Origin of the sequence: Streptomyces phaeolivaceus (assembly GCF_009184865.1) — a bacterium.
Classification (GTDB): Bacteria; Actinomycetota; Actinomycetes; order Streptomycetales; family Streptomycetaceae; genus Streptomyces; species Streptomyces phaeolivaceus.
Window position 1 is genome coordinate 1,270,237 of the sequence record NZ_CP045096.1, and the last position, 20,640, is coordinate 1,290,876.

Here is a 20,640-nt window from a genome sequence, read left to right on the forward strand (position 1 = left end):
CGGCGATCGTGGTCCAGTTCTCCCTGGTGAACGCGGTCATGGTCGCCGCCGACGCGGTCTACGGCCCCCAGGTCGCCCGCGACAGCCTCGGCGGCCCCGGCCCCTGGGGGCTCGCCCTGGGCCTGTTCGGGGCCGGCAACGCCGTGGGAGCGCTGCTCATGACCCGCCGGAAACCGCGCCGCCTCCTCCTCGTCGGCGTCCTGTGCGTCTTCCCGTACGCCCTGCCGGCCGCCGCGCTCGCCGTGCCGGCGCCCATCGCCGTGCTGTGCCTCGCCATGTTCGTCAGCGGTCTGGCGATCGAGGTGGCCGGCGTCTCCTGGATGACAGCCCTGCACCAGGAGATCCCCGAGGACAAGCTGTCCCGGTCTCGGCCTACGACTGGTTCGGCTCGGTGGCGATGGTGCCGCTCGGCGCCGCGCTGGCGGGCCCGGCGGAGAGCGCCTTCGGGCGTACGGCGGCCCTGTGGGGCTGCGCGGGCCTGTGCGTGGCCGCCACGGCGGCGGTCCTGTGCGTACGGGACATACGGAACCTGACCCGGCGCGGCGTGCCGGTGGACTTGGCCAAGGCGGCGGAGCCCGGGGGCGAGCAGGCCTCCGCTGCCGGCGCCGAGACCGGCACCGGGACGGTCGGTGGTCCCGGTTCAGCCGATGCCGAAGGCTCCGTCCGGCGGCTCGGGTGACGGGACGGCGTCCTCCTCGCGCACGGGTGCGGCGCCGCCGATGAAGGCGCGCAGCGCCGGGCCGTGCTCGACGCGGGCCGGGAAGACGTCGGCGGCGGTGCGCCGGGCGAGGGCGGCGATGTCGGGCGGCCGATGGGCGGCGACCAGCACGGCGTTCCCGAACCGCCGGCCGCGCAGCACCCCCGGCTCGGCGATCAGCAACAGCTCCTCGAACACCGTGGCGAGGGTGGCCAGTTGGGACCGCAGGAACGCGAAGGGCGCGGCATCGGCCAGGTTCGCGAGATACACCCCGTCCGCGCGCAGCACCCGCCCGGCGGCCCGCGCGTACGCCTCGGTCGTCAGATGCGCCGGGACCCGGGAGCCGCCGAACACGTCCCCGACGACCACGTCGGCGGAGCCTGCGGGGGCCGCTTCGAGCCATTCCCGGGCGTCCGCCGCGTGCAGCGCGACCCTCGCGTCGCGAGGCAGCGGCAGATGCTCGACGACGAGGTCGATCAGCCCCTGGTCGTACTCGACGACGTCCTGCCGGGATCCCGGCCGGGTGGCGGCCACATATCTGGGCAGCGTGAGCGCGCCTCCCCCGAGATGCACCACGTCGAGGGCCCGCCCGTCCCGCGCCACCGTGTCCAGCACATGCCCGAGCCGTCGCGCGTACTCGAACTCCAGATGTGTGGGCTCGTCCAGATCGACGTAGGACTGGGGCGCCCCGTCGACGGTCAGCAGCCACGCCCGCTCCCGGTCGACGTCGGGCATGAGCTTGGCGGTTCCTCGATCGATGTCCCTGGACACGGGTATGGCTTCGTTCACGGCGCCATTGTGCCGGGCCGCCCCCGGCCGGAGGGCCACCGCAGCGCCCCGGAAAGGGGCGCGGGGAACCGCGCGACCGGCCACGAACCGGCCCGCGGTCCCCCACACCCACCGGCCCGTCTACTCGACGGCCGTCACGGTCCCCGCCCCCACGGTCCGTCCGCCCTCACGGATCGCGAAGCCGAGTCCCGGCTCCAACGGAACCTCCCGGCCCAGCTCCACACTCATCGTGACCCGGTCCCCGGGCCGCGCGACGGCGACCTCCCCGAGGTCGACGTCCCCGACGACATCCGCCGTACGGATGTAGAACTGCGGCCGGTACCCGGTGGACACCGGCGTGGTACGCCCGCCCTCGCGCGCCGACAGCACGTACACCTGCGCGGTGAAGTGCCGCTTGGGCACGACGCTGCCGGGCGCGGCCACGACATGTCCGCGCCGGACGGAGTCCCGTGGCACGCCCCGCAGCAGCAGGGCCACGTTGTCCCCGGCCTGCGCCTCCGCCATCGGCTTGCCGAAGGTCTCCAGCCCGGTGACCACGGTCTCCACCTCGGCGCCGAGGACCTCCACGCGGTCGCCCACGTGGATCGTGCCGCGCTCGACGGCCCCGGTGACGACGGTTCCCCGGCCGGTGATGGTCAGGACGTTCTCCACGGACAGCAGGAACGGCGCGTCCAGATATCTCTCCGGCATCGGGACGTACGTGTCCACCGCGTCCAGCAGCGCGTCGATGGACGCCGTCCACCGCGGGTCCCCTTCGAGCGCCTTGAGCCCGGAGACCCGTACGACGGGTACGGAGTCGCCGCCGTAGCCGTGCGCGGTGAGCAGCTCGCGGACCTCCAGCTCGACGAGGTCGATCAGCACGGTGTCCTCGCCGTCGTCGACGGCGTCGGCCTTGTTGAGGGCGACGACCACGTGGTTCACGCCGACCTGCCGGGCGAGGAGCACATGCTCGGCGGTCTGCGGCATGATCCCGTCGAGCGCGGAGACGACGAGGATCGCCCCGTCGAGCTGCGCGGCGCCGGTGACCATGTTCTTGACGTAGTCGGCGTGGCCTGGCATGTCGACGTGCGCGTAGTGCCGGGTGTCGGTCTCGTACTCGACGTGCGCGATGTTGATGGTGATGCCGCGCGCCGCCTCCTCCGGGGCCCGGTCGATACGGTCGAACGGCACGAACGTGCCCGCCCCGCGCTCGGCGAGGACCTTGGTGATGGCGGCGGTCAGGGTGGTCTTGCCGTGGTCGACATGGCCCATGGTGCCGATGTTGAGATGCGGTTTCGTGCGGATGTAGGCCGTCTTGGACATGGCGGTACCTCGAAGTCTCTTCAGCGGTACTGAGTGAGGCCCCGGCGCGACTACGGGCGCTGCCGGGACGGGGACCCCCAGGTCTTGCCGACCCTCCCCCTGCGGGGTCCGCCGGAATGTCCGGGAAGGGTCAGCCTCGGGCGCCGTCCGCGGCGGCCACGACGATCAGGAGGGCAGCCTTCGGGGCATCCGCGACTGTCGCGGATGCGGCGAGAGGGAAGGCGTGCCGGAACATGTCGTCGATCATCGTCGACAAGTCGGCCCGCGTCGAATGGTTTTCGGTACGCGCGGGTTCCCAGGCGGCAGGGAAGAGAGATGCTTCACAAGAGGACGTACGAGGTGAACGGTGCCGGGGCCGGGGCCGTGTTCCGGAAGGCGCAGGCGGCGCGGTGCGCGGTGCTGGTCGGGGCGCTGGGCACAGGGTGTCCGGCGAGCTTGTTGTTCCGCTCGTTGTGACCCCCGTGAGACGTTCCGTACGGCATTCCCCTGCACAGGTCGGTTACCGTCGTCGAATGCTCGATGCCACCACCCGCTCTGGGGGCACCGCCACGGTCCTTCCCCGGACCGCCGCCACGGGGCTCGCCGCCGCCACCTCTGTCGCCGTCCCGGCCGTGCCGCTGGGACGCGCCGCCCGCTGGGGCAGAGTGCTGCTCTCGCCGTGGGCCCGGTTCTCCCTGCTCGTGGCGCTGCTCCTGGGCGCCGTGTCGGCGGTCCTGCTGTTCGAGCCGCAGCGGCTGCTGGCCGACGGCTGGCCGCCCCAGCTGAGCGGTGCGGCGGCGGTCGTGATGTTCGCGGTGGCGTACGGGCTGTGCACGGTGGCGTTCGTGCCCCGGCCGATCCTCAACATCGCGGCGGGCGCGCTCTTCGGCTCCCAGCTGGGTCTGGCGTCGGCGCTCGGCGGCACGGTCCTCGGGGCCGGTATCGCCTTCGGCCTGGGCCGCATGCTGGGCCAGGACGCCCTGCGCCCGCTGCTGCGCCACCGCTGGCTGAAGTCGGCGGACGGCCAGCTCAGCCGCCACGGCTTCCGCTCGATGCTGGCGGCCCGCCTCTTCCCGGGGATCCCCTTCTGGGCGGCCAACTACTGCGCCTCGGTCTCCCGTATGGGCTACCTCCCCTTCCTCCTGGCGACGGCCCTCGGCTCCGTCCCGAACACCGCCGCCTACGTGGTCGCCGGCGCCCGTGCCTCCTCACCGACCTCCCCGGCCTTCCTGATCGCCATGGCCTGCATCGCGATCCCGGCTCTGATCGGGGCGGCGCTGGCCTGGCGGAAGCGTCACCACTTGCGGGCCCGCTGAGGCCTCGGGCGCGGCCCGGAGGGTTCCGACCGCCCTCACACCGCCTCCACCACCATCGCGTTGGCCAGCCCGCCCGCCTCGCACATGGTCTGCAGCCCGAAGCGGGCGCCGCGCTCCCGCATGGCGTGCACCAGCGTCGTCGTCAGCCGGGTCCCGCTCGCCCCCAGCGGATGCCCCAGCGCGATGGCTCCCCCGTGGACGTTGACCTTCCTCAGGTCCGCCCCCGTCTCCTGCCGCCAGGCGAGCACCACACTGGCGAACGCCTCGTTCACCTCGAAGAGGTCGATGTCGTCGAGGGTCAGTCCGGCCCGGCGGAGCACCTTCTCCGTGGCCGGTACGACCCCCGTGAGCATCAGCAGCGGATCGGAGCCGGTCACGGCGAAGTCGCGCAGCCGGACGAGCGGGCGCAGCCCGAGCCGGGCCGCCGTCTCGCTGGACGTGACGAGGACGGCCGAGGCCCCGTCGTTGACCGGGCTGGCGTTCCCCGCGGTGACGTTCCACTCGATCTGCGGGAACCGCTCGGCGAACCCGGGGTCGTGGTAGGCGGGCCTGAGCCCGGCGAGGATCTCGGGCGTGCTGCCGGGCCGTACGCACTCGTCGCGCGTCACCCCGTCCAGCGGCGCGACCTCGGCGTCGAAGAGGCCCGCCTCCCAGGCCGCCGCGGCCTTGCGGTGGGACGACACCGCGAACGCGTCCATCTCCTCCCGCCCGATCGACCACTTGGCGGCGATCAGCTCGGCGCTGATGCCCTGCGGTACGAGCCCCTCGGGGTGGCGCGCGGCGACACCGGGTCCGAACGGGTCCTTGCCGGGCGGCACGTTGGACCACATCGGCACCCGGCTCATCGACTCGACCCCGCAGGCCACGACGATGTCGTACGCCCCGGAGATGACGCCCTGGGCAGCGAAGTGCACGGCCTGCTGGGAGGAGCCGCACTGCCGGTCGACCGTGGTCGCGGGCACCGTCTCCGGGAAGCCCGCCGAGAGGACGGCGTAGCGGGTGGTGTTCATGGCCTGTTCGCCGACCTGGTCGACGGTGCCGCCGATGACGTCGTCGATGAGCGCGGGGTCGACGCCCGCGCGGTCGACGAGGGCGCGCAGGGTGTGGGCGAGAAGTTCCACGGGGTGGACATGGGCGAGGGCGCCGTTCGGCTTGCCCTTGCCGATCGGGGTGCGTACGGCTTCGACGACGACTGCGTCACGCATGGTGGGCCTCCACGACTGCCGGGCGACTACCAGTGAGTAGGAAATCCGAACTCACCATAGCTCGATGAGTTGGAAAAGCAAACCCTCCCCTAGACTGGGCGTATGCCCGCCTCCGGAGATCCCCGCCCCTGTTCCATCGCCGACGCCCTGGCGATCGTCGGTGAGAAGTACTCGCTGCTGGTCCTGCGCGAGGTCTGCCTCGGCAACGGCCGCTTCGACCAGCTGATCCGCAACATCGGGGCGCCGCGCGACGTACTGGCGACCCGTCTGCGCCGTCTCGTGGACGCGGGCGTCCTGCACAAGCACGTCTACTGCGAGCGCCCGCAGCGCTTCGAGTACCGGCCCACCCGGGCGGGTCTCGAACTGGAGCCGGTCCTGATGACCCTCATGGCCTGGGGCGACCGCCATCTCCGACAGGAGGACGACCGCCCGATGGTGATCGAGCACATCTGCGGCAACGAACTGATCCCGGCGGTCACCTGCACGGCCTGCGGCGCCGACGTCCACCACGAGGACCTGACGGCCCACCCGCAGTCCCCGGGCTGGTCGGTGAAGGGCCCGGCAACGGTCTAGAAGGGCCCGTCCGGCCGGTGGCGTGCTCCACGCGCGCGCGGGGGGGGTGACGCATCGCCCGTCTTTCCGATTCGGGCGGTCTCGTCAGGAGCGGGGGTCAGTCCCTCTTGTATGCGTCAGGGTCATCTCCCCCAACGCAGTGAAGGACCAACCACCGTGCACCATCTCGCCCCGGGCGCGCTCCTCGCGATCAGTCTGCTGACCCACACCCGGATGATCGCCCTGTGGGTCCGCGACCGTTCTCGTCAGCGGTTGAACCGCGCCGTCCTGAGGGAACTCGCCCGCACAGGGGGAACCGTACGAGAAGAGCGCCGAACACGCGGGGGCACTCTGCTGATCTGGGAACTCCGGCTGCCCGAGAACCGTGGCGAGACCGCACAGCGGTCGCCGGCGGTCCGCCGGCCGCACGCGCACCGGCCCCGTCGCCGCCCGTGCGGCAGCGGCACCCGCGTGGCGAACCGTTCGTCCGGCACGGTCGAAGCGGGCGGGGGCCGGTGACCGACAGCATCCCGCCCGCCGGAACCCCGGACCAGGCGCCGGAGGACCCGCACGCCCGGTTCACCGAGTTCTTCGACACGTACTACAGACAGGCGGTGACGTTCGTCCATCTCCAGGCGCCGAGCGCGGACGTCGAGGAGATCGTCGCGAACGCGTTCGTCGAGATCCTCACGCGCTGGACGGCGATCGGGAACCCCCGCGCGTACCTGTTCAGGACGCTCAGGAACGGCATCACGAAACACCACCGCGACTGGCGGAAGGAAGCCCGTCTGGAGGCCCGTCTGCAGGAGCGGTTGAGCGTCGACGGGCCGCACCGGAGCGCCGCCGACCCGCTGGAGGGGAAGATCGCCCATGACGACGTCATCGCCGCCTTCCAGCAACTTCCGCCGGCCATGCGGGAGATCGCGGTCATGAGCTGGATGCTGCACAAGCCACCGGACCAGGTCGCCGAGGAACTGGGCAAGAGCCGCAGCACCGTGACCACCCAACTGACACATGCCGCCAGACGGCTCCAGGAGTTCTTCGGCACGAGAGAGGAGGAACGATGACACGGGAGACACCCGAAGCGAGGCCCGGCACCCGACCGGACGCCCTGGTCGCTGACCGCCTCGCCCTGGCCGAGGCCCACCTCGACACCCACCTTCCGCTGCTCACCGCCGAAGCCCAGGCCGCCATGCTGGCCAGGGTCCGGCGGACCGCCGCACGCCCGGCCACGGCGGCGGCGCGCCGGTCCGCCGGCGCGGCCGGATCCGGGGACGCCGCCGTCCCGACCGTGCCGACGGTGGCGACGGCCGCCCGGGACGGTTCCGACGCGGTCCTTTCCGGGGCCGGCGCGGGCACGGTGCTCGTCCTGACACCCCAGCGCCGAGCGGCAGCGCTCGCACAGGCCCTGGAGCACCCCGCGGGCGCCCCGGGCCAAGGGAGCGGCACGGACTCGGCCGACGCGGCACCCGAGCAGTCCCGGCTCGTCGCCCTGGCGGACGCGCTGCGCTCCCTGCCGCATCCGGCACTGGATCCCGAGGTGAAGGCCGCGCAGCGCGCGCGGCTGGTCGCCGCCGTGGAACGGACGCACGGGGAGACCGCCGCCGCGTCCCGGGTGCCGGAACAGCGGACGCAGCCGCGCCCCGGACGCGACTTCGCGCGCGGACCGCGTTCCCGATGGGCCCGTACGCTCGTCGTCCTCGGTGTCGCCCTCGGGGTCACGGCGGGAACCCTGACCGGCGTCGCCGCCGCCAGTACGGACGCCCTGCCCGGCGACTCGCTGTACGGCGTCAAGCGAGGCATCGAGGACTTCCGTCTCACCTGGGCGGACGGGGACACCGAGCGGGGCGAGGTCTACCTCGGGCTCGCGGCCACGCGGCTGCACGAACTGGACGCGCTGACGGACCGGATCGCCCGGGACAACGCGCAGGCCGACCTGTACACGATCGAGCTCTCCAGCACCCTGACCGACCTGGACGAGGACGCCTCCGCGGGGCGGCGGCTGCTCGTCGCCGTGATGAGCACGGGGGACTCACGCGACCCGGTGCGGGTGCTGTCGTCGTTCTCCGACGCCCACCGGGAGGAATGGGGACAGGTCCGCGACCGGCTCCCGGCCGGGCTGGACGACGTCGCCGGTCGGGTCACGTTCACCTTCGACTCCATCGACGAGGTGACACGGCCCCGGCCGTCACCGGTCCCGCCGATCCTCCGCTCCTCCCCCTCGCACCTGCCCGTGCTCCCGGGGCGGTTCGTGGACACCGGCGGGGCGGCACACCGGCCGGTCGGCGTCTGAGTGCTCGGGGCGGGCCGAATCCACGGCCCGCCCCGGGCCGGGCCCGCTAGGGCGACGGACGGTAGACGTCCAACCGCCCGCACATCCCGAACTTCCCGTACGCGGACGGCTCCTCGGCCCGTACGACGGCGTCGGCGAGGTGCGACACGTCCCCCCGCTCCAACCGGTCCAACTGCTCCCCGGTCACCGCGGCGGCGGCCCGCGCGCCCCGCTCCCACCGCGCCCGCCACTCCGCGAGCCGGGGCCGTACGAGCGCGGCGGCGGCCCGGTGGAACGCGGCGAGCGGCTCGGGGCCGGAGGCGTCGCGCAGGGCCCGGTAGCCCTTCAGCGCGAGATCCCGCCGGGCGCGGGCGACCCGCTCCTGCTCCTCCTCCGGCGCGTCCACCGGGATACGGGTGGCGGCGGCGTACGTCTCCGGATCGGTCAGATGCTCCGGGGGCAGGGTGAGGACGGCGTCGCCCGCCTCCGGGAGCCCGCTGTTCTGCATGAGGACGGTGATCCGCAGATCGTCCTCGTTGACCAGCCGGTGGATGGTGCCGGGCGTGAACCAGGCGACCGTCCCGGGCGCCAGCGGCGTCACCTCGTACCCGGAGGTCGTCAGCGTCTGCACGGCCCCGCGCCCGCCGGTGACGACGTACGCCTCCGAACAGGTCAGATGCATATGGGGAGTTCCGCCGCAGACCCCGTCCGTCGCGGGCCAGTCGTACACGGACAGGTGCGAGACGGCGACCCCGCCCGGCAGTCCCTCGAAGCCCGCGAAGCCCTCGTGGCCCTCGTCGCCGTTCACCACGGATGCGCCTCCAGGTACTTGGCGATCTCCTCCCGCTCCCAGGAGCCGTCCGCCACGACGATCCGGTAGCGGCGGGTGAGCGTGTCGCCGGGGGCCAGCTCCAGTTCGTCGTAGAAGGCCCAGGAGGGGGCGACGGCGGCGAACGGCTCGTTGCGGACGAACCAGTGCGCCGGGTGGGCTCCCTCGGCTCCCGTGTGGTCGTTCTCGGGCGCGTGCGCGAAGACGAGCGTGGCGTGGCCGTCGGTGCCGTCGTGCTCGCCCGAGTAGGCCAGCCAGGGCGCCTGCCCGCCCATCAGCTCGGGTCCCTCGGCGTCGGGCCCGATGATCCGCCCGTCCCGGAAGGCCCGCGGGCCGCGCCAGAACAGGCCCGTGTAACCGGCCATCTCGCGCCCGGCGGTCGTCGGGCTGCCGAACAGCAGTGGCTCGTCCCGGCGGTTGGTGATCGCGCTCGTCCAGGTCAGCGCCCAGGAACCCGACTCGGTGTCGACGTCGTGGATCTCGATCCGGCGCTCCTCGTCGGCCCACAGCTCCCCGGTGTACGGATGCCAGGTCAGCCGCTCGGCGATCACGACCCGCTCGCCGTCCGACTCGACGACGTCGAAGCCGATGTGGGTCATCGAGCCGACCCGCTCGGGGATCGGCAGATAACCCTCGCCGTGCACATAGGAGTTGCCGCCCCACAGGTTCTGGCCCGACAGGTGCGAGGCGGTGAGCTGCAGGCCCTTGTGCCAGCGGTGGTCGTTGGGCCGGAAGTCGGTGACGACATCCCCGGCCAGCGTCCGGATTGGGTGCAGATACGGCTTCGGCGCCTCCCAGGCCGCCTCCGGCCGGTAGACATAGCTCAACAGCTCGACACCGGTGGCGGGTTCGGTGACCGTGATCCGGTCGCCGTGCGCGTGGACGACGCGCAGCCCGTCGTGGAAGGTCATGCGGAGATCTCCTCACTCGTGCCGGCGGGGTTCGCGGCGCCTGAGCCCGCGCCGGCGGACACCTGGGCGGTTCCGGGCGCCCACCCGGGGGCGCCTCCGTGCATGGCCGTGTGGAACGGGTCGCCGGGCCCGATCTCCCCACGCCGTACGGTCGCGTCCGTGAACGCCGACTTGTACAGCGCGGCGATCAGCTCCAGGCTCATCCGCCCGTCGGCGCCGCTGCTGCACGGACGCTCGCCCGCGCGCATGCTGGCCACCAGCTCGCGCAGCTGGGCGACGTGCGAGCTGGGCACGTCCTCGCCGAAGTCCCGCCAGGCCGCCGCGTCCGCGTCGGAGGTGCCCGGGGCCGGGGTGACGGACCAGTCGGCGTTGGAGTGGCCGTACAGATGGGTCAGTTCGACGGTGGCGCGTTCGCAGTCGACGCGGATGCGACTGACCTCGTCGGGGCTGAGGACACTGTTGACGACGGTGGCCAGCGCGCCGCTCTCGAAGCGCACGAGGGCCGTGGAGACGTCCTCGGTCTCCACGTCATGGACGAGCCGCCCGGCCATGGCCCGGACCTCGCTCCACGGGCCGAGCAGATCGAGCAGCAGATCCATCTGGTGGATGCCGTGGCCCATGGCGGGTCCGCCGCCCTCGGTGGCCCAGCGTCCGCGCCACGGGACGGCGTAGTAGGCGGTGTCGCGGTACCAGGTCGTCTGGCAGTGCGCGACGAGCGGGCGCCCGAGACTCCCCTCCGCGAGGAGCTTCCGCACATGCCGCGCGCCCGAGCCGAAGCGGTGCTGGAAGACGATCGAGGCGTACGGCCCACCGGTCTCCGCGCCCTCCTCCGCCTCGACGGCGTCGAAGTCGGCGAGCGTCGGCACCGGCGGCTTCTCGCACCACACCCAGGCACCGGCCCGCAGCGCGGCGACGGTCTGGTCACGGTGCAGGGTGGGCGGGGTGCAGATGCTGACCAGGTCGGGCCGCACCTCCGCCAGCATGCGGTCCAGATCGGTGTAGCCGTGCGGGATGCCGTGCTCCGCGCAGAACTTGGCCACCGCGTCGGCATCGATGTCGACGGCGGCGACGACCTCGGTCTCGCCCTCCTCGGCGAGCCGCGCGAGCGCGGGCAGATGCGAGCCACCGCCGATGGCGCCGATGCCGATGATCGCGGCGCGGACACGACGGCCGGCGAGCGGGGCCGGGGCGTTGTTCGGCAGCTGGTCCGGGGTCGGGCTCGGGTCGTTGCTGGGTGTGGGCATGGACGTGATCAGCACTCCATCGAACGTGACATCGGACGGTGGCGAACGCCTGGTGGCGGGGGTTCCGGCGGAACGGCGACCCTCACCACGGCAAGCGCTTTCCCTCGCCAGCAACGTATGTGCGGACATAGTGACTGGTCAACACCGCGGATCCGGCCGTTCCACGCCTCGGAACGCCCGCGCTCCACCCGTCCCCCGCACACCCTCCGCCCGCCCCTCGCCCGGCCCTGCGAAACCCCTGTGACAGCCCTGTCCCCAAGGGGCGCTAGGCTGCCCCCCAGAACCTGTGATCACCCGCCCCGCGGCGCGGCACGTCTTCCGTCGGCCCTCCACGATCAGCGCTTGGACCACGTAACTTCATGTCTTGGTTTGAATCCCTCATCCTCGGACTCGTCCAGGGGCTGACCGAATTCCTCCCCGTCTCCTCCAGCGCGCACCTGCGCCTGACCGCGGCCTTCTCCGGCTGGGAGGACCCGGGCGCGGCCTTCACCGCGATCACCCAGATCGGCACCGAGGCGGCCGTGCTGATCTACTTCCGCAAGGACATCGCCAACATCATCTCGGCGTGGTCCCGCTCCCTGTTCAACAAGGAGATGCGCGCCGACCACGACGCCCAGATGGGCTGGCTGGTGATCGTCGGCTCGATCCCGATCGGTGTCCTCGGTGTGACGCTCAAGGACCAGATCGAGGGCCCCTTCCGTGATCTGCGCCTCACGGCGACGATGCTGATCGTCATGGGCATCGTCCTGGGCGTGGCGGACCGGCTGGCCGCGCGCGACGAGACGGGCGGCAAGCACCGCGCCGCCAAGGAGCGCAAGAGCCTCGAACAGCTCAGCATCAAGGACGGTCTGATCTTCGGCCTCTGCCAGGCCATGGCCCTGATCCCCGGCGTCTCCCGCTCCGGCGCCACCATCAGCGGTGGCCTGCTGATGGGCTACAAGCGCGAGGCCGCGGCCCGCTACTCCTTCCTCCTCGCCATCCCGGCCGTGATCGCCTCGGGCGGCTACGAGTTGAAGGACGCGATGGAGGGCGGCCATGTCTCCTGGGGCCCGACGATCTTCGCCACGATCATCGCGTTCTTCGTCGGCTACGCAGTCATCGCATGGTTCATGAAGTTCATTTCCACCAAGAGCTTCATGCCGTTCGTCTGGTACCGCATCGCGCTCGGCATCGTGATCGTGGTCCTGGTCTCCATGGGCGTCCTGAGCCCGCACGCGGGCGAGTCGGCGGGCTGAGCGCCCTCCGGCCCGACCGGGGCCGCCCCTCCCCCGGACTCCCCGATCCCCCAACTCCCCTCAGTGACCAACCACATACGACATCCGTAGCCGCCCAGTAGCGCAGTGTCAGTCCCGGCGCCTACTCTTGTCCGCATGTCCCCCGATTCCCTTGTCCGTGGTTCCGTGCGGTCCGCCGCCGACTTGAACGACCAGATCCGAGCGTTGTGGCGACACGCGGGCGGATCGCTTTCGGCACAGGAGCGGGCGGAGTACGAGCTGTTGGTCGTGGAGTGGGCGGCGGCGATACGCGGAGACATCATCGAGGCCGCGTGACCGCGCCGTCCCGCCCGGCCGCCGAGCGGGACGACATCCCCGGCGGCCTGATCATCTTCCTCAACGGCACGTCCAGTTCGGGCAAGTCGACCCTCGCGACGCAACTGCTGCGCGTCCTCGACGAACCGGCCTTCCACATCCCGGTCGACACGTTCCACGCCATGCGCACACCCCGAGAACTGCCACCGGAACGACTCAACGCGGTCCTGCACGACACCTGGCGGGGCTACCACCGCGCGGTCGCCGGGATGGCCGCCGCGGGAAACACCGTCGTCATGGACCATGTCCTGAGCGCGGAATGGCGGCTACGGGACTGCCTCGACCTCTTCGTGCCGCAGGACGTCGTGTTCGTCGGCGTGCACTGCCCCCGCGCCGAACTGGAACGCCGCGAACGGGAACGGGGCGACCGCCCGGCGGGACTTGCCGCACGGCAGCTGGACCAGGTGCACTCCCACGGTCTCTACGACATCGAGTGCGACACAAGCCGCACGGACCCCCTCCCCTGCGCCCTGCGCATCAAGGAGTTCCTGCCCCACCGCCCCAGACCGACGGCGTTCGAGCGACTCCGCGCCCTGAAAGGGGCGCGGGGAACCGCGCGAGCAAGCACACCCGCACCCGCACCCGCACCCGCACCCGCACCCGCACCCGCACCCGCACCCGCACCCGCACCCGCACCCGCACCCGGCCAACGACCGTACCCCGCACGGCGCTTCACCGCCCCCCTGAGACCCGCAACACCGCCCCCGTCGTGTACGACGCCTCCGGCGACATCAACCACGCGATCGCCGAGGCGATCTCATCCGCACGCCCCGGCCGCCGCAGCGGCACGGACGCGGCGATTCGCTCCGGCCGTTCCGGATCCCCCATCCGCGCATGGATCTCCGTGTCGATCACCCCGGGCGCCACCGCGTTGACCCGGATACCGTCCGGCCCGAGCTCCTTCGCCAGCCCCGTCGTCAGCGTGTCGACCGCCGCCTTGGTCGCCGCGTAGTGGACGTACTCACCGGGACTGCCCAACGTGGCCGCCGCCGAGGACACGTTGACGATGGCACCGCTCCCCGAGGCCGCCATCACCCTGGCCGCCCGGCGCGAACACAGCAGCACCCCGAGGAGGTTGACCTCCACCACCCGCCGCAGCACCTCCGTGTCGGTGTCCGCCAGCCTCCCGAACGGCCCCGTCACCCCGGCGTTGTTGACCAGCCCCGTCACCGCCCCCAGCCGCTCCGCCGCCGTCTCGAACAGCCGGTCCACATCGGCCTCCACCGAGGTGTCGGCCCTGACGGTGACGCACCGCGCCCCGTTCGCCCGCACACCCGTGGCGATCCACTCGGCGGCGGCCCCGTCGTTGACGTACCCCACGACCACGTCGTGACCGTCCGCCGCGAGCCGCAGACAGGTCGCGGCACCGATCCCCCGGCTCCCACCCGTGACCACCGTGACCGGACGTGACATCCCAACCTCCCTGACAGCGCACTCGGCGACCGATCATCCTACGATCGCGGCCCACCCGCCGTCTTCGGCGTATGCCGCGCAACAAGGCGAGGGCAACCATTCCGGCCCCGGCGGCGACAGATGAGTGGCAAGCTCCTTTCACGCGAGCCCCACACGCCTCATGCTTTCTCCCGAACCACGCATGGAACCGAAGGACTTGAACGTGGCAGCCCGTTCCCATCGCTCCTCCCGACGCTCCTCCCCTCGCTCCGCCGCCCGCGCCTCCTCCCGCGGACCCGGGCGGCGCACCGCCCTCATATCCGTCGCCGCCGTGGCGGCCGTCGGGCTCGCCGCCTCGCTCGTCATCGCCTTCGGCCCCGACCGCGAGAGCGACAGCGAGGCCGCCGGGAAGGTCGGGAACGCACCCGCCGCGACGACCTCCCGGGCGACCGATCCGTCCTCCGCCGCACCGGAGCGGAAGAAGGCGTCCCCCACACCCTCGAAATCCCCGTCCCCGTCCCCGTCGACCGCGAAGACCACCCCGTCGGCGACCCCGACCACCGAGCCCACCCGACCGTCACCCGCCGTCACCCGGCAGGCCGGCTCCGCCTCGGGCCCCCTGGCGGGACGGATCCGCCCCGGGGTCGACTACGAGGGGGTCGCCACCTTCTACGACGCCGGGACGGGCGAGGGCGGCGCCTGCTCCTTCGGCGCGAGCGACGACGTGATGACCGCCGCGATGAACACCACCGACTACGAGGTCTCCAAGGCCTGCGGGGCCTATGTACGGGTCCGCGCGGCGGGCGGCGCCGCCGTCACCGTACGGATCACCAACGAGTGCCCGGCGCCCTGCAAGCCCGGCCAACTCGACCTCAGCGCCGAGGCGTTCGCCAAGCTCGCCGCCCCCTCGCGCGGCCAGATCCCGATCACCTGGAGCCTGCTGAGCCCCGGCGCGGCCGACCCGATGTCGATCCGGTACAAGACCGGGTCCAGCCAGTACTGGTGCGGCATCCAGGTGATCGGTCACCGGAACCCGGTGGCCCGGCTGGAGGTCCGCGACGACGGCGGCTGGTCCGCACTGCCCCGTACCGAGTACAACTACTTCCTCTCCGAGCAGGGCACCGGGTGCGGCGGCGCGCTGCGGATCACCGACATCTACGGGGAGCGGCTGACCGTCGAGGGGCTCGCGGTACGGCCGGACGTCGCCCAGGCGACCGGAACGCAGTTCACGGCACGCTGACCGCGCCCCGCCCCCGCTCAACGCCCGCCGTTCCCCGTCCGCCGGATAGCGCAAGCTCGCGCGCGCACGGCCGAGGTCCCGGCCAATGCTGAGGGTGCCCCTGCCCCCGAGCATCCCGGGACCCCCATGCCACTCTCACGCGATTCCCGCCCTCGCCCCCGCCTCCCCCTCCCTCTCCCCCTCCGCCGCTCCCTGATCGCCCTGCTCGGCGCCTCCTGCCTCGGCGGTCTGCTCCTGGCCCCGTCGGCGGGCGCCGCCGACACCGGCTCCGACGACGTGAGCGAGCGCGCGCTGCAACGGCAGCTCGACGACCTGGTCGCCACCCCCGGAGGGCCGCCGGGTGTGATCGTCGTACTGCAACGGAACGGCGCGCCCCGCATCCTCCGCGCCGGTGTCGCCGATCTGGAGACCGGCCGCCCGATCGAGCCCACCGACCACATGCGGATCGCCAGCACGGCGAAGGCGTACAGCGGTGCCGTGGCGCTGCGGCTGGTGCGGCAGAGGTCCCTCCGGCTCGACAGCACCCTCGGCCGCACCCTGCCCCAGCTGCCGCGCGCCTGGCGGTCGGTCACCCTGCGGCAGCTGCTCAACCACACCAGCGGACTGCCCGACTACAGCGAGGACCCGGAGTTCCTGGCACTGCTCACGGCGGACCCGCGCCGCACCTTCGACCCCCGTCGGCTGCTGGACTTCGTCGCGGACGAACGGCTGCGCTTCCGCCCCGGCTCGCGCTACCAGTACTCCAACTCCGACAACATCGCCGTAGCGCTGATGGCGGAGGCCGTGACCCACCGGCCGTACGAGGAACTGCTCGACCGGATCGTCTACCGGCCGCTCGGACTGCGCGACACCAGCCTCCCGCTGGGCTACGAGATGCCGGAGCCGTACATGCACGGGTACGCCATCGAGCCGCCCGCGCCGCCGGAGGACGTCAGCGAGGCGCTCAGCGCGTCCGGTGTGTGGGCCTCGGGCGGGATCGTCTCCACCCCGCACGACATGACCCGGTTCATCCGCGGCTACGCCGCCGGACGGCTGACGTCACGAGGGGTCCTGCGTGAGCAGCGCCGCTGGATCGAGGGGGCGTCCGAACCGGCCGGCCCCGGCCGCAACACGGCCGGTCTCGCCATCTTCCGCTACGAGACCCGCTGCGGGGTGGTGCTGGGGCACACCGGGAACTTCCCCGGCTACACCCAGCTGATCGCCGCGACCCCCGACGGCCGGAGGTCGCTCACCTTCTCCCTCACCACCCAGGTGAACCGCACCCTCGCCCCCGACCTGCTGGAGCGGCTCCGCACGATCGAGGAGAACGCGGTCTGCGCACTCCTCGGCCGGCACCCGGGCTGACCGAGGGCTCAGCCGCGCACATGCGCCGGCATGTCGTCCGCGACGGGACAGGGCAGCTCCTCGGGCAGCAGCGCGGTGGCCGCCGCCAGGTCACCGGCCCGTACGAGGCCGTGGACCTCCCTGGCCAGGGGGGTCACGTCCGTGATGCCGACGATCCACTCGTCCGCGTACCGGGCCGCCGCCTCACCCGACAGGCCCAGCTGCAGCGAGCGGTACGGCAGCGGGGTGAACCGCAGATTCCGCTCGGGGTCCCACTGCACCCGCGCGGGCGACCGCCGCAGCTCCTGCTTCCAGGCGGCCTGGCTCTCGTACAGGTCCGGCACATAGTGCGAGAGGCAGGAGTTGCGCAGCGCCCAATCAAAGCCGTCGCGGCCGATCTCGACGGCGAGGACCGTCTCCTGGCCCTCCTTCAGCCCCCAGCCGCAGCGGTACATCATCCACAGGAAGGACGGCTTGATCCAGGTCATCCGGTCCCGCTTCCAGGCGGCCGGGAAACGGCCGTGCCGGGCGGCCGGGCCGCCGATCCCCGGGCGGTACGCCTGGTAGACGGTGACGGTGTCGGCGGTATGGCGGGCGCGGACACGGTATCTGGGCTCTGTCACCGCTGAGGGGCGTTCACTCTCACTCACCGGACCAGGTTCGATCACGGCGGTGCCTCCGGGCCACCGAATATCGATAACGGGCGCACGCCCCTTGGCGTGGCACGCCTCCTGCCCCAACACTGAGCCGATGACGCAGCGCGTGGAGCTCGCGACCGTGATGGACCGACTCGCCGTCGACGGCCTGATCACCGAGTACGCGGTGGCGGTGGACGACGGCGACTGGACGGCGTACCGGGATCTGTTCGCACCGGAGGGCCGCGCGGACTACCGCTCGGCGGGCGGTATCGAGGGCGACGCCGCGCAGGTCGCCCGATGGCTGGCCCGGAGCATGGAACTGTTCCCGATGCGGCAGCATCTGATCGTCAACCGCCGGGTGCGCTTCGGATATCTGGAGCAGGACACCGGCGACACCGCCCAGGTCCAGGCCGACTACATCAACCCGATGCGCCTCGCCGGCCAGGACGGCGGATCCACCGCCCCCGACTTCGTCTGCGGCGGGCGCTACGCCTTCACCCTGATCCGCACCCCCGACGGCTGGCGCATAACCGAACTGACGGTCCAAGAAAAATGGCGCCGCTCCCCCCACCCCTCCCCCACCTGACCACCCCACCCCACCCCACAGCCACACACCTGCCCTGTCACCCACCCGGCCCGCCACACAGCCCTCCCGCCGAACACCTGGCCCGCCACGCAGCTGTCCCGCCACACACCTGCCCTGTCACCCACCCGGCCCGTCACCCACCCGGCCCCACGGCCCGCAGCCGCCGACTGCGAGGCACCCCCACGGGAGACCCGTACTTGTCAGCCGACCCGCACGGGCGGTGCGTGGGTGGGAGAAGCAGGCCAAGGCCAGCGGCAGCAAAGTCACGCCCCCTGTCGGAGATCGTCCCCGGCGCGCACACTGGAAGGACTCACCACTGGGGAGGGAGGCGCTGCATGAGGACGCCGAACCGGTTCACCTCCCCATGGCGCCGGCGGGCAGCCATCGTCGCGGCCGGCGCCCTCCCCGTACTCGCGTTCCCGGCCCCCTCCCTGTGGTGGTTCGCGTACACCGCGCTGACCCCCTGGATGCTGCTGCTCCGCACGGCCCCCACCGCCCGCCGAGCGGCGTACGACGGCTGGCTCGGCGGCTTCGCGTTCATGCTGGCGATGCACCACTGGCTGCTGCCGAACCTCCATGTGTTCACCTTCGTCATCGCGGGCCTCCTGGGCGCACTGTGGGCCCCCTGGGCCTGGCTGGTGCGCCGGTTCCTCAGCGGCACCCCCTCACCGGGCCGGGTCGCCGCCGCCCTGCTGGTCGTACCGTCGGGCTGGCTGATGATCGAGCTCGTCCGCTCCTGGCAGGGCCTCGGCGGCCCCTGGGGCCTGCTGGGCTCCAGCCAGTGGCAGGTGGAGCCCGCGCTGCGGCTGGCCTCGGTCGGCGGTGTCTGGCTGCTCAGCTTCCTGGTGGTGGCCGTCAATGTCGCGGTCACCGTGCTGGTCGCGGTCCGCCGCTCCCGGGCACCCGCGCTCGCCGGCCTCGTCGCGGCGGCCCTCGCCACCTCGGCGGTGTGGCTGTGGTCGCCGCGCCCCGACGTGAGCGGCGAGGTGCGCGTCGCCGTCGTCCAGCCCGGTGTCACCGACGGCCCCGACAAGCGGTTCGCCCGGGAGGAGACGCTCACCCGGCGGCTCGCCGGGCGGGACCTCGACCTGATCGTGTGGGGCGAGAGCAGCGTCGGCTACGACCTCGCCGACCGCCCCGACCTCTCCGACCGGATCGCCGCGCTGGCCCGTGAGACGGACACGAACATCCTGGTGAACGTGGACGCCCGCCGCTCCGACCGTCCCGGCATCTACAAGAGTTCCGTGCTGGTCGGCCCCGACGGCCCGACCGGCGACCGCTACGACAAGATGCGCCTGGTCCCGTTCGGCGAGTACATCCCGATGCGCTCCCTGCTCGGCTGGGCCACCTCGGTCGGCGAGGCGGCGGGCGAGGACCGCAGACGCGGCACCGAACAGGTCGTGTTCGACTCCGGGAAGGGCCTGCGGATCGGCCCGATGGTCTGCTTCGAGTCCGCGTTCCCGGACATGAGCCGTCATCTCGCCCGGGACGGCGCCGAGTTGCTGCTCGCGCAGTCGGCGACCTCGACGTTCCAGCAGAGCTGGGCCCCGGAGCAGCACGCCTCGCTGGCCGCGCTGCGGGCCGCCGAGACCGGCCGTCCGATGGTCCACGCGACACTCACCGGTGTCTCGGCGGTGTACGGCCCGGACGGCGAACGCGTCGGCTCCTGGCTCGGCACGGACGAGAGCACGAGCGCGGTGTACGACGTGCCGCTGGCGAGCGGTACGACGCCGTACGTCCGCCTCGGCGACTGGCCGGTGCACGCGGCGCTGCTGGTCCTGATGGCCTGGGCCGCGTTCGAGGGCGTACGGGCCCTGCGGCTGCGGACCGGCTCTCCCCCAACGGACACTCAGGAGGCGGGCGGGTCCTCCACCGCCCGCACCACCCGCTCGCACAGTTCATGAGTGGCCAGCGCGTCCCGCGCGCCGAGCACCTTGCCGACGCGGACCGCGTCGAGGAAGGCGAGGACGGCCTGCTCGATGCCGCGCTGCCGGGCCACGGGCACCCAGTCGCCGCGCCGCCTCAGGGACGGCTGCCCCTTGTGGTCGACGACCTCCGCGAGGTTCACGACCTGTCGTTTGGTGTCCTGCCCGGAGACCTCGAGGATCTCCTCCGCCGAGCCGCTGAGCCGGTTCATCACACCGAGCGCGGTGAACCCGTCACCGGACAGCTGGAGCACGACGTGGTGCAGCAGCCCGTCCTCGGTGCGGGCGCGCACGGTCACGTCCTCGATCTCGCCCGGCACCAGGAACCGCAGGGTGTCGACGACATGGATGAAGTCGTCCAGGATCATCGTGCGCGGCAGTTCGGGCAGGCCGATGCGGTTCTTCTGCATCAGGATCAGCTCACGCGGATGATCGGCGCACTGCGCGTACCCGGGCGCGTACCGCCGGTTGAAGCCCACGGCGAGCCCGACGTTCCGCTCCTCCGCGAGCCGTACGAGCCGTTCGGAGTCGGCGAGTTCGTACGCGAGGGGCTTGTCGACGTACGTCGGGACGCCCGCCTCCAGCAGCCGCGCGACGATCTCGGGGTGGGCCCCGGTCGGGGCGTGCACGAAGGCCGCGTCGAGGTCCTCGGCGAGCAGCGCGTCGAGGTCGGCGTGCCGCTGTCCGGGCGGGAGGTGGAGGCTGTCGGCGACGTGGGCGAGGGTGGCGGGTGTCCGCGTCTGCAGATGGAGTTCGAGCCCCGGCCGGGTGCCGAGCACCGGCAGATAGGCCTTCTGCGCGATGTCGCCGAGCCCGATGCAGCCGACCTTCACAGGGGTCTCCCGTCCACG

21 protein-coding genes and 2 pseudogenes are annotated in these 20,640 nt (G+C 72.5%); 13 read left to right on the forward strand and 10 right to left on the reverse strand.

Annotated elements, in window-relative coordinates; translation table 11 throughout:
* Nucleotides 1-2: 2 nt before the first annotated feature.
* Nucleotides 3-679, forward strand: a pseudogene (locus F9278_RS06070) (MFS transporter); the annotation flags it as partial.
* Here the strand turns inward: F9278_RS06070 and F9278_RS06075 are convergent.
* The 3 genes from F9278_RS06075 to F9278_RS48100 form a co-directional block, all read right to left on the reverse strand.
* The gene (locus F9278_RS06075) at nt 641-1,486 is read right to left on the reverse strand and encodes a spermidine synthase (protein ID WP_152167342.1); all 846 of its coding nucleotides are present in this window, start codon (nt 1,484-1,486) and stop codon (nt 641-643) included. The pseudogene F9278_RS06070 and the gene F9278_RS06075 overlap by 39 nt on opposite strands.
* A gap of 120 nt (nt 1,487-1,606) precedes the next feature.
* On the reverse strand, nt 1,607-2,788 hold the full coding sequence (gene tuf, locus F9278_RS06080; protein ID WP_152167343.1) for an elongation factor Tu: 1,182 nt from the start codon (nt 2,786-2,788) through the stop codon (nt 1,607-1,609).
* A gap of 130 nt (nt 2,789-2,918) precedes the next feature.
* Nucleotides 2,919-3,044, reverse strand: coding sequence for a hypothetical protein (locus tag F9278_RS48100; RefSeq protein ID WP_264300229.1), 126 nt, complete (start codon nt 3,042-3,044; stop codon nt 2,919-2,921).
* A 256-nt stretch (nt 3,045-3,300) separates the two neighbouring features.
* Between F9278_RS48100 and F9278_RS06085 the strand changes: the two genes are divergently transcribed.
* Nucleotides 3,301-4,083, forward strand: coding sequence for a TVP38/TMEM64 family protein (locus tag F9278_RS06085; RefSeq protein ID WP_152167344.1), 783 nt, complete (start codon nt 3,301-3,303; stop codon nt 4,081-4,083).
* Between the two features lie 35 nt (nt 4,084-4,118).
* Here the strand turns inward: F9278_RS06085 and F9278_RS06090 are convergent, their stop codons facing one another.
* Nucleotides 4,119-5,288, reverse strand: a complete 1,170-nt coding sequence (locus F9278_RS06090; RefSeq protein WP_152167345.1) for a thiolase family protein — start codon at nt 5,286-5,288, stop codon at nt 4,119-4,121.
* Nucleotides 5,289-5,390: 102 nt separating this feature from the next.
* On the opposite strand from F9278_RS06090, the gene F9278_RS06095 reads away from it, so the two are divergent.
* From F9278_RS06095 to F9278_RS06105, 4 genes are all read left to right on the forward strand, one after another.
* Nucleotides 5,391-5,861, forward strand: a complete 471-nt coding sequence (locus F9278_RS06095) for a winged helix-turn-helix transcriptional regulator (protein WP_152167346.1) — start codon at nt 5,391-5,393, stop codon at nt 5,859-5,861.
* Between the two features lie 156 nt (nt 5,862-6,017).
* The gene (locus F9278_RS46075; RefSeq protein WP_193241386.1) at nt 6,018-6,359 is read left to right on the forward strand and encodes a hypothetical protein; all 342 of its coding nucleotides are present in this window, start codon (nt 6,018-6,020) and stop codon (nt 6,357-6,359) included.
* Nucleotides 6,356-6,907 (forward strand): RNA polymerase sigma factor, encoded by a 552-nt coding sequence (locus F9278_RS06100; RefSeq protein WP_193241387.1) that lies wholly within the window; start codon nt 6,356-6,358, stop codon nt 6,905-6,907. The genes F9278_RS46075 and F9278_RS06100 overlap by 4 nt, the downstream gene beginning before the upstream one ends.
* On the forward strand, nt 6,904-8,133 hold the full coding sequence (locus tag F9278_RS06105; protein ID WP_152167348.1) for a DUF5667 domain-containing protein: 1,230 nt from the start codon (nt 6,904-6,906) through the stop codon (nt 8,131-8,133). Before F9278_RS06100 ends, F9278_RS06105 begins: the two co-directional genes overlap by 4 nt.
* Before the next feature lie 46 nt (nt 8,134-8,179).
* On the opposite strand, the gene F9278_RS06110 is transcribed toward F9278_RS06105, so the two are convergent.
* The 3 genes from F9278_RS06110 to F9278_RS06120 all read right to left on the reverse strand — a co-directional run bounded on the left by F9278_RS06110 (nt 8,180) and on the right by F9278_RS06120 (nt 11,096).
* On the reverse strand, nt 8,180-8,794 hold the full coding sequence (locus F9278_RS06110) for a cupin domain-containing protein (RefSeq protein ID WP_404819004.1): 615 nt from the start codon (nt 8,792-8,794) through the stop codon (nt 8,180-8,182).
* A 122-nt stretch (nt 8,795-8,916) separates the two neighbouring features.
* Nucleotides 8,917-9,852 (reverse strand): DUF6807 domain-containing protein, encoded by a 936-nt coding sequence (locus tag F9278_RS06115; protein WP_152167349.1) that lies wholly within the window; start codon nt 9,850-9,852, stop codon nt 8,917-8,919.
* Complete coding sequence (locus tag F9278_RS06120) at nt 9,849-11,096, reverse strand: Gfo/Idh/MocA family protein (RefSeq protein WP_193241388.1); 1,248 nt, start codon at nt 11,094-11,096, stop codon at nt 9,849-9,851. The genes F9278_RS06115 and F9278_RS06120 overlap by 4 nt, the downstream gene beginning before the upstream one ends.
* A 359-nt stretch (nt 11,097-11,455) precedes the next feature.
* Here F9278_RS06120 and F9278_RS06125 point away from each other — a divergent pair, with 359 nt between their 5' ends.
* The 3 genes and pseudogenes from F9278_RS06125 to F9278_RS06135 all read left to right on the forward strand — a co-directional run.
* Nucleotides 11,456-12,331 carry an undecaprenyl-diphosphate phosphatase gene (locus F9278_RS06125; RefSeq protein WP_152167351.1) on the forward strand — a complete coding sequence of 292 codons (876 nt, stop codon included), beginning with the start codon at nt 11,456-11,458 and terminating at the stop codon, nt 12,329-12,331.
* 135 nt (nt 12,332-12,466) lie between these two features.
* Nucleotides 12,467-12,646, forward strand: a complete 180-nt coding sequence (locus F9278_RS06130; RefSeq protein WP_152167352.1) for a hypothetical protein — start codon at nt 12,467-12,469, stop codon at nt 12,644-12,646.
* Nucleotides 12,643-13,218, forward strand: a pseudogene (locus tag F9278_RS06135) (chloramphenicol phosphotransferase CPT family protein); the annotation flags it as partial. The gene F9278_RS06130 and the pseudogene F9278_RS06135, both read left to right, overlap by 4 nt.
* 139 nt (nt 13,219-13,357) lie before the next feature.
* Here F9278_RS06135 and F9278_RS06145 read toward each other — a convergent pair.
* Nucleotides 13,358-14,098 (reverse strand): SDR family NAD(P)-dependent oxidoreductase, encoded by a 741-nt coding sequence (locus F9278_RS06145; protein ID WP_152167354.1) that lies wholly within the window; start codon nt 14,096-14,098, stop codon nt 13,358-13,360.
* 202 nt (nt 14,099-14,300) lie between these two features.
* Between F9278_RS06145 and F9278_RS06150 the strand changes: the two genes are divergently transcribed.
* Together F9278_RS06150 and F9278_RS06155 are read left to right on the forward strand one after the other, a co-directional pair.
* Nucleotides 14,301-15,317, forward strand: coding sequence for an expansin EXLX1 family cellulose-binding protein (locus F9278_RS06150; RefSeq protein WP_404818861.1), 1,017 nt, complete (start codon nt 14,301-14,303; stop codon nt 15,315-15,317).
* Nucleotides 15,318-15,443: 126 nt separating this feature from the next.
* Nucleotides 15,444-16,661, forward strand: a complete 1,218-nt coding sequence (locus tag F9278_RS06155) for a serine hydrolase domain-containing protein (RefSeq protein WP_152167356.1) — start codon at nt 15,444-15,446, stop codon at nt 16,659-16,661.
* Between the two features lie 8 nt (nt 16,662-16,669).
* Here the strand turns inward: F9278_RS06155 and F9278_RS06160 are convergent, their stop codons facing one another.
* On the reverse strand, nt 16,670-17,263 hold the full coding sequence (locus F9278_RS06160; protein WP_226966656.1) for a DUF4291 domain-containing protein: 594 nt from the start codon (nt 17,261-17,263) through the stop codon (nt 16,670-16,672).
* A gap of 127 nt (nt 17,264-17,390) precedes the next feature.
* Here F9278_RS06160 and F9278_RS06165 point away from each other — a divergent pair, with 127 nt between their 5' ends.
* Both F9278_RS06165 and lnt read left to right on the forward strand, forming a co-directional pair.
* Nucleotides 17,391-17,864 (forward strand): nuclear transport factor 2 family protein, encoded by a 474-nt coding sequence (locus F9278_RS06165; RefSeq protein ID WP_152167358.1) that lies wholly within the window; start codon nt 17,391-17,393, stop codon nt 17,862-17,864.
* 335 nt (nt 17,865-18,199) lie between these two features.
* Nucleotides 18,200-19,768, forward strand: a complete 1,569-nt coding sequence (lnt, locus tag F9278_RS06170) for an apolipoprotein N-acyltransferase (RefSeq protein WP_152167359.1) — start codon at nt 18,200-18,202, stop codon at nt 19,766-19,768.
* Here lnt and F9278_RS06175 read toward each other — a convergent pair.
* The gene (locus tag F9278_RS06175) at nt 19,714-20,622 is read right to left on the reverse strand and encodes a Gfo/Idh/MocA family protein (protein ID WP_152167360.1); all 909 of its coding nucleotides are present in this window, start codon (nt 20,620-20,622) and stop codon (nt 19,714-19,716) included. The genes lnt and F9278_RS06175 overlap by 55 nt on opposite strands.
* Nucleotides 20,623-20,640 lie beyond the last annotated feature (18 nt).